Here is a 15,866-nt window from a genome sequence, read left to right as displayed (position 1 = left end):
ATTTCCATGGGTATCATGAATTTTAATTTAGCGCGCAATCTCCTTATGTATCCGTGACATTAGTGGTGCGCCAAGCTATTACTTCCTTTTCCATTTGATACTCAATCTATCTAAAATATCTTTTTCGAAAATCTTTTTCATCTTTTCATTTTCTTCGTTTGTAAAATCTTTGGTGTTTATATGCTTAAAGGTTCTATAGTCCAAAGGAGAGATTCTATCTAATAGGATGATAGCAGGATTTGAATGGTGAAAAATGACACTATACATAATTATCGAGGAATCTTTTGTGATAGGAATTTTAAAGTTCAAATATTCGAATCTCTCATTGTAAGAATCCATTTTTACGATACTGTCTGAATCGTTTTCTATCCATACTTCTAAATTTACCCTTTTCTTTTTCAGGCCTTGAATTTTACCGATAAGTTCATTGCTCGTTACGTAGCATTCATATTGTTGCGCATGCGGATAACTTCCAGAGAGGATTAAATCGCAAGATACAAGCATTAAAATAAGCGATAATATAAATGGGAAATAGGTGATTTTCATAAATTCTTTATTTTGTAAAAGATGGTGCTGCTAATATGAGTGCTTGAGCTTTCATGAGATTCCATTACAACTTTTCGCCATGCATGATAGATTTAACAAATACGATGGAGACTAATGTCATCAGTCGGTTATCCTCATTCCAATACATGTTCCGTTCGGTATTCAGACAGTTGACTTTTAGTTATAAAGGTTTATATGTAATAAAAACCAACCAATTCTGAATAAATTTAATCTCATAATTATGATTATATACGATTTTTATGTCTAAATGCTCTTGTACATCTTTCGTAAAGATAGAGGTCGAAATTAGAGTGTCATTTATGTGTTCTATAACAACTCTTTCAAAACAATATTTACTTGGATATTTGTACATAGAATCCATTGATACAGTATTCGACATAATCAATTCTTTTTGTCCGAGGTGATTAGAGTAAAAATTCCCATTCTTTTTGTAAAGTTTCCAAATTTGGACAGAAGAATTATTACTGTTGCAAACTTTACTGATTAATAGTGTATCTTGAGTTTGTACTATCCTAAATTCTTTAATTCCATCCTTTGGAAGCAAACTATTTTCTTTAGGATTTTTTGTACAGCTGAAACAGCAAATACTGAGGAGTAGAAGTCTACAATATCTACTAATACTTTGTATGCTCTTTTTTTGCTTCATTAAAAATATTATTTAGTGAGGGATGTTTCTTAATGTACGTTGTCAAACAAAAGTGCACGACTGTAAATATAGTTATTTATGCTGATACTTCTTTCTTTTATTCTCAAAAATTCTTTTGTTGATTAATTCATAAATTCTTTATGTTGTAAAAGATGGTGCTGCTAATATGAGTGCTTGAGCTTTCATGGGATTCCATTACAACTTTTCGCCATGCATAATAGATTTAACAAATACGATGGGGGATAAAAGCTCCTGCCGTAACGTTATTGCATTGATGCCGTAAACATTGCTGAACTTGCCTGTTCCCAATTTGGAGGCAATCCGTTTGTCGCCGATAAAGTAATGCTTCATAAATCTGTTTTTGCTGACATATATCCAATACTCGTATAATGGCTATTCATTAGCATAATTTTTTAAATACAACAATTCAATAATGTATACAAATAAACCTAATCCTATATACAAAAATCTCTCATAAGGTAACTCATATATAATAAGCCAATTATATATATATAATGAGAGAAGGATTATACTAAAAAACAAAAATAGAATCTTACAAAAAAGATTTTCCCCATAGAAAAGGAAGATTAAGACAAACCCTATAGTATATTGCAAATCGCTATACAGATACAAAATTCCTAAGGAAATATCCCACCTGCCTCCATAAAGATAATGGAAGAAGTTTGATATTGTAAGATACAAGAATATCCCTATTACAATAGAAATAAGTTTCTTTAATATCATATTTATTGTTTATTTTTTTTGATTGTATAGACTCGCATATTTGCAGGAGAATAGTCTTTTCTAACAACTCCTATTTCATATTCTCCATTAGATGTACGAACAGGAGATAATGAATATCTGTTTTATTCGCTGTTCCTTGGAACTTCAGTACAAGCCGTATGAAGAACAAACTTACTTGTTTTGCTGAGATGTAGACTTGAAGTCAGTGATACCACTTGGCATCGGGACTGTCATTCTCCACCAATGTGCGATTATCTTAGCACCATATATATGTTTGTGTATAGTTACTTTTTCTGAACATTCTTCCTCCAATCCTCTATTTTGATTATAGAATCTGTCATTGTATCATAAAAGAAAACGCTACCATTTTTCGGTGAAACATAAAAATTATATATTGGTTCAAATCGATATGAAGTAGAAAAGCCTACTTGAATCCAAAAATAAGGAGTCTCCTTATTGGGGGATTGCATTAGTACAATAGCTTTTCTTCCTTTTACCTTGTAATAACGTTCTAGCTCTATTACTTCTTTTAATTTGCTAACAATATTCATAGCCTCATCTGCTCCCAAACAATCTACTACGATAGAAACAGAGTTGTATTCCCTGTCTGTATCATTATTCTTTTTGTAGTGTGTTTGTAATCGTATACCTTTCCCATAACAAGTAAATAATATACAAAATATGCCTATATACACAAATATGAACTTTTTCATAAATATAATACATTTAAATGTACGTTGTCAGACAAAAGTGTACAACTGCAAATGTAGTTATTTATGCTGATACTTCTTTCTTTTATTCTCAAAAATTCTTTTGTTGATTGAATTTTGCTTTATAGCGTAGCGTCAACCGACAAGTGCAAATATACCTGATATTTTTGAAAAATACTTCCATGGGTATCATGAATTTTAATTTAGCGCGCAATCTCCTAATGTATCTGTTCTATCCCTTTGGATATGCCTTTTCTTCAATATAGTTTTCCGACTCCTTGGAACGAATGCCTTTTTCAAGAATGCTTGTTCCCCAAATTCTTAAAATATAGCTCATACAAACACATGCTTAGTTTTACCATTTGTCGAAGCCAAACGGTTTAAATCGTCGTAAGCATAGCTGTGCTTGAAAGTACCGCCAAGATGAGTAGGATTTCCATTTGTCAGCGATTGTGCATCCACAGCACAGATAATGTTTAATACACACATCAACAGTATTGGAGTTATAATCTATTTACAATAAATCCAATTAAATACCACTTTTCATTAAATTGGAAGATACATTTATAGAAACATCCACTATCAGGTATGTATATATATTCTTCTTGCTCTTTAGCACTTAGCATAGTATATTTTTTTATATACTTAATAGATTTGTATGCATCGTTAACCTCGCGCATATAGAAGATGATATCTTGCTTATCCCATTTATATGCTCCAGTTATTGTATCATCTACAATATGATCATCAGAATTGAACCCTGTAACAATCTTTGCAATCCTTGATTCCATAAAGTGTTTATCACTATGAAATTTCTTGACGAACACTTTAAATGATTCATCTTGTAGCATGTTGGAATGATTTGGAACTTCAGTCTTTTTCCTTATATTTTTTTGTATAGGCTGTCGATTTTCACTGCATGCAAAGAAAAGAGTAAAGCATACCCATATAAAATAAAATCTCATATATATAATCATTAGTCATTATTTGATGGCGATTGAGGATTAATTCACAATTCTGTACTATTTTGCGGAAGTGTGATTGGATTGATTGCTGGTTTTGCTTGAGGAGCTTTACCTGTAACTTCAATCTTTGTTATGATGGCAAAAGGGTATGTAAAATCATACGGCTGTCGTAATTTCTCAAAATAGATAATTCTTATTTTTATCTTTTCACCATATGGGATACTTCTTGTATCACACTTGTTTTTTATGCTAATGTAATATTCTTTTTCCTTATAAACAAGCGAAACGGAACTTTTAGGAATCTCTTTAATCTCTTTTTTTATTGCTGAGGCTATTCCTTGCGTATCTCCGTCTATAGGATTCTTACCAATCCCTTGAAATACGCATTCTATCTCTCGCTCGTATTTTCCATTTACATATTTTATATTGCTATATAGACTACTGTCTTTTGCACTCTGAGCATTCGTCTTACAAGGTAATAATACCGTAAATATTAATAAAATGATTTTCATTTGCATGTCTTTTTTCTTTTTAAAGCTTTTGATGTCCTTACTTGAGAAACTGTATATGGTCTTTGTGAATTTTGAGAGTATGTACAGGTCACTTCACCTGCATTGGGGTGGCTCACCTTGAGCTTATGTCCCAAGAGTTCATATTCATACGTGGTGGTCTTGTCGTTGGGATGCTGCACAGTGGTGAGTTGGACCACGGCATCGTAATCATACTTCACTATGATATTGTCGCCCGATATGTGCTGAATCGTCTCACGATTGCGGCCTTTTATACTATATATATTCATCTATATACTTTTGTCTATGGGTACAGCATGAAGTTTCCCTTTATAGTCTGAAGATAACCTAACTTTCCATCTACCTGCATCCCCAACAGAAACATTTGCAATTTCATATATTCTATTAGGTTTAATAAAGCGCTTACACCTCAAAGGATTATTATGCAAATTCTGGTAAACATTATAATTTTTAGGGAGATAATTTAAATTTATGACCTTAGTCCCAGCTGTATTATCGGCAATTTTCTTTATAAAATAAATATCTCCAGTTTTTAAATCCAATACATCTAATGCCACAATAGTATAACAAGATACAATCTGTTGTCTTTTTTCGTCAAAAAAATATTGATTTGAATTACAAGAAATTGTATAAAATAAAGTGAGTACCATCGTGAAAAGTTTAATTACTTGGCATCTTCTTTTCTCCTTGATATTGTTTCCAATAGTTGTCAATAATACGCTTCTTTTGCCCATCAGTATAATCTTTGGAATTTAAAATAGATACAATACTTTCTTTGTTCTCTGACACTCGTTGAATATAGCTGTTGAATTCTCTAAATGTTTGGGAGCCTTGGTCAGCATATTGATCTTCAGTTAAAGTATCATGACCATTGTTAAAATCACCTCCTTGTTTAATTAGTGCGATTATATATTATATTTAGTAACTGTACGTTGTCAAACAAAAGTGCACGATTGCAAATGTAGTTATTTATGCTGATACTTCTTTCTTTTATTCTCAGAAATTCTTTTGTTGATTGAATTTTGCTTTATAGTCTTTCAACTGACGGCTATTCACATAACTTTGCAGCCCCGTGGGCCTGTTTTCGGATAAATGTTGTATCTTTGCAGCAAAGTAAAAATAAACAGAAGAATTATGGCACAAGAAGATGTTTTCAAGAAAATTGTGAGCCACTGCAAGGAGTATGGTTTCGTTTTCCCAAGCAGTGATATTTATGATGGTTTGGCGGCCGTTTACGATTATGGGCAGAATGGCGTTGAATTGAAAAACAATATTAAGGAGTATTGGTGGAAGAGCATGGTGTTGTTGCACAGCAACATTGTGGGTATCGACGCCAGCATCTTTATGCATCCCACCGTGTGGAAGGCCAGTGGTCACGTGGATGCTTTCAACGATCCCTTGATAGACAACCGCGATTCGAAGAAGCGCTATCGTGCAGATGTGCTCATTGAAGACCAAATTGCAAAATATGAGGAGAAGATTGCGAAGGAAGTATCCAAGGCAAAGAAGCGCTTTGGCGATAGCTTCGACGAGGCGAAATTTCGCGAAACCAATCCACGCGTGCTCGAAAATCAGCAGAAACGCGATGCTTTGCACGAGCGTTACACTGCGGCTATGCAGGGGCCTAACCTTGAAGAACTGAAACAAATTATTCTCGATGAAGAGATTGTCGACCCCATTAGTGGTACGAAAAACTGGACCGATGTGCGCCAGTTCAATCTGATGTTCTCCACAGAGGTAGGCTCATTGAGCGACCAAACCAATAAAATTTATCTGCGCCCGGAGACAGCGCAAGGCATATTTGTAAACTATTTGAATGTGCAAAAGACTGGTCGCATGAAGCTTCCTTTCGGTATTTGTCAAATAGGTAAAGCCTTTCGTAACGAGATTGTGGCACGACAATTTGTGTTCCGCATGCGCGAATTTGAGCAAATGGAGATGCAATTCTTCTGTCAGCCCGGCACGGAAATGAAATGGTTTGAGTATTGGAAGAAGCATCGTTTGGCATGGCACGAGGCATTGGGCATGGGCAATGACAACTATCGTTTCCACGACCATGAGAAGCTGGCTCACTATGCTAACGCGGCAACCGACATCGAATTTAAGATGCCATTTGGTTTCAAAGAGGTGGAAGGCATTCACTCGCGCACCAATTTCGACCTTTCGCAACACGAGAAATACAGTGGGCGGCAGATTAAATATTTCGATCCCGACTGCAACGAGAACTATACTCCCTATGATGTTGAAACCTCTATCGGTGTCGACCGCATGTTCCTTTCAGTGATGTGTCACAGCTACACCGAGGAGCAACTCGAAAACGGTGAGACGCGTGTCGTGTTGAAATTGCCCGAGGCTTTGGCACCTGTGAAATGCGCAGTCTTCCCCTTAGACAAGAAGGATGGGCTGCCCGAGTTGGCACAGCATATTGTTGACGACCTCAAATTTCATTTCAACACGCATTATGGCGATCCGAAAGACTCGATTGGTAAGCGCTATCGTCGCCAAGATGCAGTGGGAACGCCATTCTGCGTGACCGTTGACCACGATACGCCCAACGACCATAAAGTGACCTTGCGCTATCGTGACACGATGAAGCAAGAGCGTGTTGATATCAACGATTTGCGCAAAATCATGGAAGATCGCGTGAGCATCACCAGTTTGTTGAAGAAAATAAATGTTGACTAATGAAACGCATTGCATATTTTTTCTTGCCCCTCGCGCTGGCGCTCCTTGGCTTATCGGCTTGCAAGGAGGACGATAATACGGTAGAAGAGTTTCCTAATTGGCAGGCGCGCAATGAAACTTATTTCACACAAGCCTATCAGCAGGCGCTGACAGCGTCGGCCACCAATCCCAACGTCAAAGTGCTTCATGCGTGGTCGTTGCCTGCAAGTCGCAATCAGCCCACCGACTTTGTGGTGGTGAAAGTGCTCGAGACGGGCACGGGAACCATCGCTCCGCTTTACACCGACACGGCGATGGTGCACCTGCAGGGGCGTCTTATTCCGTCGACCACCTACACAAAAGGAAAGGTTTTTGTGCAGACCTGGCAGACCGAAACATTCAGCCCCACGAGCAATGCACCACAAAAAGTGAGCAATAGTCAGTGGGGTGTGGGGCTCGGAACCGCTTTGTTTCACATGCACAAAGGCGACAGATGGCAAATCACTGTGCCTGCTGCGCTCACTACGGGCATCGACAGTCGTTATGGCATTCCCGCAAATTCCACGCTCGTTTTCGATGTAACGTTGGCCGGAAGCTATCATGCAGGCAAAACGAGTGCGCAGCTCCAAGCCAAGAAACTGATTGGAGCGACCGAATAGCGCAGTTGAGGCCATGTAAAGGTTCTGCCGATAGGGCAGGTAAAAGCATATAAATTGCAAAAGCATGTGACGCAGTTTGATGACTGTTTCACATGCTTTTCTTCTTTAAAGTGGGGCAAATTGGTGACAGAAACTTTAGAGTAAGGTTTATATAGCGTATTTATTACATTTGTTTTAAAATTTTGAATAGTAGGTTATTTTTATCTATAGATATCCTTTTAGTTCTCAAAGTTTTTTCATAATTTTGTGCGAGAATAATGAATTAGAAACTATTGAAAAAGGATTCTGCGTGCGAAGCCATTACTGAATTGTCAGGATGAGGTCGTATTAGTTATGGCATTGAAACCTGCTGATTTCTGTTTAATTTTGTTATTTCGCTCATAAGTGGAAGAATCATAATAGTTTTTTTGCTTGTGAATTATGATGGTTTGCAGGAAGGAGTAAGTATATATTCTTCATTCTTTTAGGTGAAGTTTTCTCTCTTGTTTAGATATATGTTTTAAATGCGTTATATCCGGCTTATTATAAAGGCAAAATAATATTAAGATAGATGAAAATTAAAAGCATAGCTTTACAATCTTCTTATAGTGGGGGACTTATGTTATTGGGTAGAGGTTCTTAATGCGTATCTTGATTAATGGTATTTTATTATCAAGAATTCAATGGTTTCCCACTCCTATCTTCTAAAGAGTTTGACTTACGCTCTAATGCAAAGTTTCCTTTAAGAGCGGTAGCTATATAAGTTAAGCTGTGTCTTGGTTTTGTTTTTTCTTCTTCCTTTGCAGTTTTTATTGTAAAAATTTAAATATATTTTTAGTATGACAAAGTATGATTACTTGATAGTGGGGGGTGGACTCTTTGGTGCTACATTTGCTTATTTAGCAAAGAGGCAAGGAAAGAAATGTTTAGTTGTCGATAAGCGATCACAACTTGGTGGCAATCTTTATTGTGAGAATGTGGAAGGAATAAACGTGCACAAGTATGGTGCACATATTTTTCATACATCCAATAAGCGTGTTTGGGACTTTGTGAACTCTTTGGTCGAGTTCAATCATTTTGTCAATGCTCCTATTGCGAATTATAAGGGGAAACTATACAACCTTCCTTTTAATATGAATACATTTTATCAAATGTGGGGTGTACACACTCCTAAAGAGGCTCAAATCAAGTTAGAAGAACAGCGAACAGAGGTGCTAAAGATAATGAAATCGGAAGGTGTCAATGAGCCGCGTAATCTTGAAGAGCAAGCACTAACATTGATAGGAAGAGATATTTATGAGCGACTAATAAAAGGATATACAGAAAAACAATGGGGGAGAAAGTGTACGGATCTTCCTGCGTTTATTATAAAACGCCTCCCTGTACGCCTTGTTTATGATAATAACTACTTCAATGATAAATATCAAGGTATTCCTGTAGGCGGATATAATAAGTTGATAGAGACTATGCTTGACGGTATTGACACTATAAACAATCTTAATTTTTTTGATTGTGAACATTCTTATGATGTTAGTTCTGAGATTCATACAGTTAGGAACTCTGAATTTTGTTATCAGTGCAAGCAGCTTGTTTTTACAGGGAAGATAGATGAATATTTTAATTATCAATTTGGGAAGTTAGATTATCGTACGGTTCGGTTTGAGCAAGAAACATTGAATATGGCTAATTATCAAGGAAATGCCGTAGTGAATTATACAGACTCTATCATTCCTTATACGCGCATTATAGAGCATAAGCATTTTGAGTCGTTTGGGCAAGAGGTCTATGATAACCCAAAGACTGTCATCTCTCGTGAATATTCAACTGAGTGGAAAGAAGGCATGGAACCTTATTATCCAGTGAATGATGAAAGGAATAGTATTCTTGCTGAGCAATATCGTGCATTAGCAGAAAAGGAGCCTAATGTAATTTTTGGTGGCAGGCTTGCAGAATACAGATATTATGATATGGCTCCAATTATAGAGAATGTACTACGTTTATTTGCTTGAGTCTGTTAGGTAGAGGCGGAAACTTGGAAGATAAAGTATTATTTTGCCTGGTGTTATTAGATATATATAGAGAGAACTTGATTTTCTTAAATATGATTATATACTTGCCTAATTGGGAGCATGATACTTCCTATAGAAGAATTTTATAAATAAAAATATGAGTGATAATAAAGTTATACGGAGGGCGTATGGGAAATTCCGTAATTTGATTCTCTATGGCATAATTGGTTGCTGTGCATCTGGTCTTGATTTCTTAATTTACACAGTTTTAATAACAGTTGCAGGCTGTCATTATATCTTTTCGAATAGCATTTCTGTTTTGGCAGGGATTGCTACAAGTTTTATTCTTAATCGTAATTATAATTTTAAAGTTAAGGATAATACTAAGAAAAGGTTTTTCATTTTTTTGACCGTGGGCTTGTGTGGTATGCTGCTCAGTAATCTTATCTTATGGATGTGTATTTATCATTTAGAAATGAATAAGATTGTCTCAAAGATTTGTTCAATTATCTTAGTAGTATGCTTCCAATTCTTGATTAATAAATATGTCACATTTAAACCAATTAAATTATGAATAAAATTTATTTTGTTCTTCCTGCCTATAATGAGGAAGAAAACATTGAAGAGACGATAAAACAATGGTATCCCGTTGTAGAAAAGGTGGGGAGTGATAGCCGTCTCGTAATTGCTAACGATGGCAGTAAAGATGGGACATTAGCTGTTTTAAATAGTTTGAAATCGACCTATCCGCAGTTAATAGTACTTGATAAAAAGAACCAAGGTCATGGTGCTACTGTTATTTTCTTGTATAAGTATGCTTTGTCCCAAGGTGCTGAATATATCTTCCAGACAGATTCTGACGGACAAACAGATCCAAATGAGTTCTTTGCTTTTTGGGAAGCAAGTCAGAATTATGATTGTGTGTTAGGATGCCGGCGTGTACGTGGTGATGGGAAAGATAGAAAGTTTGTAGAAAATGTTTTGCGTTCATACATTTTCCTCTTTTTTAAAGTTTGGGTTCCTGATGCGAATGCACCTTTTAGGTTAATGAAGGCATCTGTTTTAAGTAAGTATCTGCCCTTATTACCGTCTGATTTTAACCTTCCCAATGCCGTCCTTACAGCTTGTTTTAGTAAGTTCCATGAACGTGTTAAGTATATTGAAATAACATTTAAGCCAAGACAAGGCGGTGTTAATTCTATTAATATAAAGAAAATTATAAAGATAGGTTGGAAAGCTGTTAGTGATTTTTGGGTTATACGTAAAAAAATGGGTAATATATAATGGAAAAGAAATATTTTTTGTTGCGTCGTGAGAATATTATTCTAATATTCTGTTTGTTAGTTATATTTTCAATTTATGTTGTCTATCTGACAAAAAGTGGTTTATGGTATGATGAAGGAATAGAATATTTTTATTCTAAGTATCTTGGTGTCTTACCCGAAGGAGTACAAGTAAATGCTGAAGGTAAGACAAACATGTATATGCGGATTTGCTCAACATTTCAGCCACCATTATATAATGTGTTAATGTACTTTTGGTTGCTTCTGTTCGATGGAGTAAATTCTTTCAGGTTTATAGGGATTTTGTTCACATTCATTGGTGCGTTAGGCTTTTTTAAAACGATAAAACTCCTTTCAAATGATAATTGGGCAATAGGTGGCATCGTAGTTTATCTACTGACAAATTCTATTGTATATTATGGACTTGAATGCGGAGAATACTATTTGATGTTATGTATGGAGTCTTGGGCATTATATTATTTTACGAGTTTCTTTAAAGCAGAAGAGTATAATACCAGTAAGAAAAAACTCATAGGCTTTTTGCTTTTCGCAGTCCTATCAGCATATAGTCAGTATGGGGCAATCCTTTTAATGGTTCCTTTGTTCCTAATGCTTTTTATGAATGTCTTAAAGCGTAGAGATAAAAAGTTAGTTATATTTTTGTCTCTTTGTACTGTATTTGTTCTTGTAGTGTTTGCATTACCCTTATTATACTATTTTCTAATTCCCCAAATGACACATCAACACTCTATTGGAGTGTCCCATGCACCAGTCTTCCAGAAAAATGTTATTTATTCTTTTTTTTATGGGATTTATGCAATCCTTAGATTCCTTTTCACTAATACAACTCCTGTATTCTTATTGGGTATAGTTTTGCTTGCATGTCTCCTTTCTTTTATCGGACTATTATCTAAAAATAAGTTTCTGTTCTCGGTTTGGGGCACTCTTGTATTGGTATATATTCTTTATTTTGTATTAGTTGCAACCTCTTTCTATGCTTATAATGAATGGGATGGTAAGAGAGGGTGTTATAATTTCGGTGATCGTTACACGTTATATATGGCTCCATTGATTCTTCTTGCTATTGTGTATGGAATTTATAATTTGATGGAGCTTATAAAAAAGAATGTCTCGCTGAGGAAAAGCCTCAGTATTTGTATTACTGTGCTTGTTATTTCTTTTCCTTTCTTTAATATATGGAATCCTGGTTGGGAAAAAGATTCTGGAGGACGGGATGCTTATAATTTGTGGGAATCAGTTAAAGGGTATAATAAATATACTTTAATTGAAAATGTTGAAAATCCCCCTTTCCAATTTTATTTTCAGCATAGTAAGCATTATAATTCTACTTCTTGTAAAAATGTTCTTGGAGAAGGTACTTGGAGTATTGCTGGAACACCTAATATGATTTATCAAAAGCAAGACAGTATGGGGGTGTATAAGCATCCGATAGTCTTGTTCATAAGTGCTAATAAGCATTTTAAGTCAGAGAAACTGAAGAATAATGATATAGCAATGAAAAGAGCAGGCTATAAAAGAAAGTTTCTACTTGATAAGAGAAAAGACGATAAAGTCAGTGTTATTATGTATTATAAGTAAGTTATTAAATAGACTGCTAATTAAGTAATAGAGCACAGGCAATTAAAAATTGTCTTCTATATGATTAGCTTAAATAAAAGCATGTGACGCAGTTTGATGACTGTTTCACATGCTTTTCTTCTTTAAAGTGGGGCAAATTGGCAGCAAGTGTTTTGATGTAAATCAAAAATTAAACCTCATAACTTCATTTTCTGCGTCGTACATGAATTCCCATTCAACTTTCTTTTTACCTTTGCCACGTATTAGAACGAAAGACAAAGGAGAATGATGGGATATCATTCTTATGAATTAAAAGAAGATTTTCATTCATATAAATCTCATAGGTAAATGCTTTTGGTAAAAGATTTGTTCAGATAACAAGGTATTAGTAAGGTAGAAGATGTAGAAGGGTAACACACTCTTTTGAGTGTTCAACGAAAAGAAAAGGTTTAGTTTCATAAGGTAAGTGAATAGATTGTTCAGGACAACACGTTTTTTTGACGAAAGCATAGATTTGGAAGTTTGAGAGAGTAGACGGTTTTGCGTGAGCAGAATCGTTTTTTTTATGTTCTGTATTGCTTTGAAGACGAGGGGTGCATCGCTTTTTTTAGATGCGACCTTTGAAAATCGTTCAAATTCTATTAATTTTGCACACTCATTTAAACAGATATGTTAGGAAGCAAAAGCAGCGAGAGATTATTGGCCAACATTCGCAACGGATTGCCCATGACGCAAGGCGAGAAACTGCGGCTCATCGTGAGTTTGAGTGTCCCGTCGATGTTAGCGCAGCTAACCACCGTGATGATGTTCTTCATTGATGCCGGCATGGTGGGGCATTTGGGTGCCGAAGCCTCGGCCAGCATCGGGCTGATTGAGTCTACAGCGTGGCTCATCGGCAGCGTGCTGAGTGCGTCGGCCATCGGCTTTTCCGTTCAGGTGTCCCATTTCATCGGAGCCAACGACTTTCCCAAGGCGCGGCAAGTGTTTCGCCAGGCCTATATCTGCGAGATTGTTTTGAGTTTGTTGCTGCTGGTCGTCGGAGTCGCCATCCACCATTCGTTGCCCTTGTGGCTTGGAGGCAGTGCGACGGTTGCAGCGCAGTCGGCACGCTATTTTTTTATTTTCTCGCTGACGATTCCTTTTCTGATGCTGTTCCATCTGTCGTGCGATATGCTGAAATGCACGGGCAACATGCAATTAGCCAGTGCCATGAGCGTGCTGCTGTGCGTGTTGGATGTGGCGTTCAACTACGTTTTCATCTACCGGCTTCACTTGGGGGTGATGGGTGCCGCCTTGGGAACTGCCGTGGCCTACATCTGCACCTCGCTGCCGATTACCTGGTTTGCCACTTGCCGAGACAAAATTTTAGCGTTGAAATGGGACAGAGCACCATTCCATTGGGTGTGGAACTACGTGATGAAGGCCGTGAAAATCAGCCTGCCCATTGCCGTGCAGTCAATTTTAATGAGCGGCGCACAGATCATCAGCACCATCATCGTGGCACCGCTGGGCAACGTGGCCATCGCCGCCCATTCGTTTGCCATCACGGCCGAAAGCCTGTGTTACATGCCGGGCTATGGCATCGGCGACGCAGCAACCACCCTTGTGGGCCAGACCTTTGGTGCCGGACGCAGCGCCTTGTGCCGCAGTTTTGCCCGTCTCACGGTGGGCTTGGGCATGAGCGTCATGGCGGCGATGGGCGCCATCATGTATGTGTTTGCGCCCGAGATGATAGCCCTGCTCAGCCCCGTTGCCGATATTCAGGCGCTCGGAGCAAGCGTGTTGCGCATCGAAGCTTTCGCCGAACCTTTCTTTGCGGCCTCTATCGTCACCTATAGCATCTGCGTAGGTGCGGGCGACACCTTGCGCCCAGCCATCATGAATCTGGCCTCGATGTGGTGTGTGCGCCTCACGCTGGCAGCCTATTTGGCGCGCGATTACGGGCTACGTGGCGTGTGGATGGCCATGGCCGTCGAGCTCACTTTCCGCGGCCTGCTCTTTCTCTATCGTTTGTTTCGTGGCAACTGGCTCAAGGCGTTGGAAGAAAAAGCACCGGCAGCATAAGTCCAAAGCTACCTTTCCATACGCCTCTTTTGGGGCTTGCGGAATTTCCCGACGCCCGTCTTTTTGCTTTTTTGTCCTTGCTAATTTGTTAGCAGGCCATCTTTTTGCTTTTTTGGCCTTGCTAACTTATTAGCAGCCCATCTTTTTGATTTTTCGCCCTTGCTAATTTGTTAGCAGGCCATCTTTTTGATTTTTCGCCCTTGCTAATTTGTTAGCAGCCCCATTTTTTGATTTTTCGGGCTTGCTAATTCGTTAGCAGCCCATCTTTTTGATTTTTTGCCCTTGCTAACGCGTTAGCAGCGGCGTATGAACATGAAACGGGCGCTCATTCGAAGAACAAATGAACGCCCGTTGATGGTTGGCTTTCGTGCTTGGCGCGCAAGCCGTTAAACTAAATATTGCGACGAGATGCTCTCGTTGTCGACCACGCGGCGGATGGTTTCGGCAAACATGTCGGCCACGGAGAGCTGTTTCACCTTTGCGCTGCGGTTAGCGTAGGGGATAGAGTCGGTGAAAATCATCTCTTCGAGGGCCGAGTTTTGCACCCGTTCTGATGCCGGCCCGCTCATCACGCAATGCGAAGCGCAGGCACGAACCGACAGTGCGCCGGCCTCTTTCATGATGTCTGCCGCCATGGTGATGGTGCCTGCCGTGTCGACCATATCATCAATAATCACTACATTTTTGTCTTTCACGTCGCCAATGATTTGCATGCTGGAGACAACGTTGGCACGTGCGCGCGTTTTGTTGCACAGCACCAGTGGGCAACCTAAATATTTGGCATAGGTATTGGCACGTTTTGAACCGCCGACATCGGGCGACGCAATCACCATGTCTTTGAGGTGGAGACCTTGCAGATAGGGCAAAATCACGCCCGAAGCATAGAGGTGGTCGACGGGAACATCGAAGAAACCTTGAATTTGGTCGGCATGCAGGTCCATCGTGATGAGACGGTCGATGCCTGCAACGCTCAACAGGTCGGCCACTAACTTTGCCCCGATGCTCACGCGCGGCTTGTCTTTGCGGTCTTGCCGTGCCCAGCCAAAATAGGGGACCACGGCAATGATGTTGCGTGCTGAGGCGCGCTTAGCGGCATCGATCATGAGCAGCAGTTCCATGAGGTTGTCCGAATTGGGGAACGTGCTCTGAACCAAGAACACGTCGCGGCCACGAATAGACTCTTCATAAGAAACGGCGAACTCGCCATCGGAGAAGCGCGTCACCACTAAGTTTCCTAAAGGACAATTTAAACTTGCACAAATCTTTTCAGCGAGGTAGCGTGTGCTCGTACCCGAAAAAACCAAAAAAGAGTTATTTTCACTCATTCTTATTCGTGTTTATGTTGATGAAGTTGATTGCGTGGGGCGCTAACTTTTCTTCAACGTGCAGAAAGCGGTTGGCCTTCGGCGCGTGGGCATAGAAACGGATGTGGGGTTGCCTCTTCATTATGTTAGCGTTGAAAAACGTT

The 15,866-nt window shown here is 38.6% G+C and carries 14 protein-coding genes and 1 pseudogene; 7 read left to right on the top strand and 8 right to left on the bottom strand.

Annotated features, from left to right (window positions below; genetic code table 11):
- Positions 1-78 precede the first annotated feature (78 nt).
- From HMPREF9431_RS05225 to HMPREF9431_RS05190, 7 genes and pseudogenes are all read right to left on the bottom strand, one after another.
- A complete protein-coding gene (locus HMPREF9431_RS05225; RefSeq protein WP_004380119.1) occupies positions 79-546 on the bottom strand; it encodes a hypothetical protein in 468 nt (155 codons plus the stop codon).
- A gap of 862 nt (positions 547-1,408) precedes the next feature.
- The gene (locus HMPREF9431_RS12870) at positions 1,409-1,564 is read right to left on the bottom strand and encodes a hypothetical protein (protein ID WP_004380117.1); all 156 of its coding nucleotides are present in this window, start codon (positions 1,562-1,564) and stop codon (positions 1,409-1,411) included.
- A 677-nt stretch (positions 1,565-2,241) separates the two neighbouring features.
- A complete protein-coding gene (locus HMPREF9431_RS05210) occupies positions 2,242-2,670 on the bottom strand; it encodes a hypothetical protein (protein WP_004380115.1) in 429 nt (142 codons plus the stop codon).
- Positions 2,671-3,170: 500 nt separating this feature from the next.
- Positions 3,171-3,458 carry a hypothetical protein gene (locus tag HMPREF9431_RS12865; protein ID WP_155812947.1) on the bottom strand — a complete coding sequence of 96 codons (288 nt, stop codon included), beginning with the start codon at positions 3,456-3,458 and terminating at the stop codon, positions 3,171-3,173.
- Positions 3,459-3,676: 218 nt separating this feature from the next.
- Positions 3,677-4,144 carry a hypothetical protein gene (locus tag HMPREF9431_RS05200; protein ID WP_155812946.1) on the bottom strand — a complete coding sequence of 156 codons (468 nt, stop codon included), beginning with the start codon at positions 4,142-4,144 and terminating at the stop codon, positions 3,677-3,679.
- 77 nt (positions 4,145-4,221) lie between these two features.
- A pseudogene (locus HMPREF9431_RS05195) lies at positions 4,222-4,416 on the bottom strand (RHS repeat protein); the annotation flags it as partial.
- 15 nt (positions 4,417-4,431) lie between these two features.
- Entirely contained in the window at positions 4,432-4,812 is a 381-nt protein-coding gene (locus HMPREF9431_RS05190) for a hypothetical protein (RefSeq protein WP_231287714.1), read from the bottom strand.
- Positions 4,813-5,296: 484 nt separating this feature from the next.
- Between HMPREF9431_RS05190 and HMPREF9431_RS05185 the strand changes: the two genes are divergently transcribed.
- The 7 genes from HMPREF9431_RS05185 (at position 5,297) to HMPREF9431_RS05155 (ending at position 14,398) form a co-directional block, all read left to right on the top strand.
- The gene (locus HMPREF9431_RS05185) at positions 5,297-6,847 is read left to right on the top strand and encodes a glycine--tRNA ligase (RefSeq protein WP_004380108.1); all 1,551 of its coding nucleotides are present in this window, start codon (positions 5,297-5,299) and stop codon (positions 6,845-6,847) included.
- Entirely contained in the window at positions 6,847-7,485 is a 639-nt protein-coding gene (locus HMPREF9431_RS05180; protein ID WP_004380107.1) for an FKBP-type peptidyl-prolyl cis-trans isomerase, read from the top strand. Before HMPREF9431_RS05185 ends, HMPREF9431_RS05180 begins: the two co-directional genes overlap by 1 nt.
- Positions 7,486-8,303: 818 nt before the next feature.
- The gene (glf, locus tag HMPREF9431_RS05175; RefSeq protein WP_004380106.1) at positions 8,304-9,473 is read left to right on the top strand and encodes a UDP-galactopyranose mutase; all 1,170 of its coding nucleotides are present in this window, start codon (positions 8,304-8,306) and stop codon (positions 9,471-9,473) included.
- A 157-nt stretch (positions 9,474-9,630) separates the two neighbouring features.
- Entirely contained in the window at positions 9,631-10,047 is a 417-nt protein-coding gene (locus HMPREF9431_RS05170; protein WP_004380105.1) for a GtrA family protein, read from the top strand.
- Complete coding sequence (locus HMPREF9431_RS05165; protein ID WP_004380104.1) at positions 10,044-10,757, top strand: glycosyltransferase family 2 protein; 714 nt, start codon at positions 10,044-10,046, stop codon at positions 10,755-10,757. The genes HMPREF9431_RS05170 and HMPREF9431_RS05165 overlap by 4 nt, the downstream gene beginning before the upstream one ends.
- A complete protein-coding gene (locus tag HMPREF9431_RS05160; protein WP_004380103.1) occupies positions 10,757-12,355 on the top strand; it encodes a glycosyltransferase family 39 protein in 1,599 nt (532 codons plus the stop codon). Before HMPREF9431_RS05165 ends, HMPREF9431_RS05160 begins: the two co-directional genes overlap by 1 nt.
- A gap of 648 nt (positions 12,356-13,003) precedes the next feature.
- Positions 13,004-14,398, top strand: coding sequence for an MATE family efflux transporter (locus HMPREF9431_RS05155; protein ID WP_004380102.1), 1,395 nt, complete (start codon positions 13,004-13,006; stop codon positions 14,396-14,398).
- 386 nt (positions 14,399-14,784) lie between these two features.
- Here the strand turns inward: HMPREF9431_RS05155 and HMPREF9431_RS05150 are convergent, their stop codons facing one another.
- Positions 14,785-15,723, bottom strand: a complete 939-nt coding sequence (locus HMPREF9431_RS05150; protein WP_004380101.1) for a ribose-phosphate pyrophosphokinase — start codon at positions 15,721-15,723, stop codon at positions 14,785-14,787.
- Positions 15,724-15,866: the final 143 nt, after the last annotated feature.

This window comes from Segatella oulorum F0390 (genome assembly GCF_000224615.1).
Taxonomy (GTDB): Bacteria; Bacteroidota; Bacteroidia; order Bacteroidales; family Bacteroidaceae; genus Prevotella; species Prevotella oulorum.
This window is presented reverse-complemented; position numbering and strand designations above follow the sequence as displayed.

Coding starts and splice junctions, on each gene's coding strand:
- HMPREF9431_RS05200 (WP_155812946.1), bottom strand. CDS start 4,144: ATGAAAATCATTTTATTAATATTTACGGTATTATTACCTTGTAAGACG.
- HMPREF9431_RS05180 (WP_004380107.1), top strand. CDS start 6,847: ATGAAACGCATTGCATATTTTTTCTTGCCCCTCGCGCTGGCGCTCCTT.
- HMPREF9431_RS05155 (WP_004380102.1), top strand. CDS start 13,004: ATGTTAGGAAGCAAAAGCAGCGAGAGATTATTGGCCAACATTCGCAAC.
- glf (WP_004380106.1), top strand. CDS start 8,304: ATGACAAAGTATGATTACTTGATAGTGGGGGGTGGACTCTTTGGTGCT.
- HMPREF9431_RS05185 (WP_004380108.1), top strand. CDS start 5,297: ATGGCACAAGAAGATGTTTTCAAGAAAATTGTGAGCCACTGCAAGGAG.
- HMPREF9431_RS05225 (WP_004380119.1), bottom strand. CDS start 546: ATGAAAATCACCTATTTCCCATTTATATTATCGCTTATTTTAATGCTT.
- HMPREF9431_RS12870 (WP_004380117.1), bottom strand. CDS start 1,564: ATGAAGCATTACTTTATCGGCGACAAACGGATTGCCTCCAAATTGGGA.
- HMPREF9431_RS05150 (WP_004380101.1), bottom strand. CDS start 15,723: ATGAGTGAAAATAACTCTTTTTTGGTTTTTTCGGGTACGAGCACACGC.
- HMPREF9431_RS05160 (WP_004380103.1), top strand. CDS start 10,757: ATGGAAAAGAAATATTTTTTGTTGCGTCGTGAGAATATTATTCTAATA.
- HMPREF9431_RS05170 (WP_004380105.1), top strand. CDS start 9,631: ATGAGTGATAATAAAGTTATACGGAGGGCGTATGGGAAATTCCGTAAT.
- HMPREF9431_RS05210 (WP_004380115.1), bottom strand. CDS start 2,670: ATGAAAAAGTTCATATTTGTGTATATAGGCATATTTTGTATATTATTT.
- HMPREF9431_RS12865 (WP_155812947.1), bottom strand. CDS start 3,458: ATGGAATCAAGGATTGCAAAGATTGTTACAGGGTTCAATTCTGATGAT.
- HMPREF9431_RS05190 (WP_231287714.1), bottom strand. CDS start 4,812: ATGGTACTCACTTTATTTTATACAATTTCTTGTAATTCAAATCAATAT.
- HMPREF9431_RS05165 (WP_004380104.1), top strand. CDS start 10,044: ATGAATAAAATTTATTTTGTTCTTCCTGCCTATAATGAGGAAGAAAAC.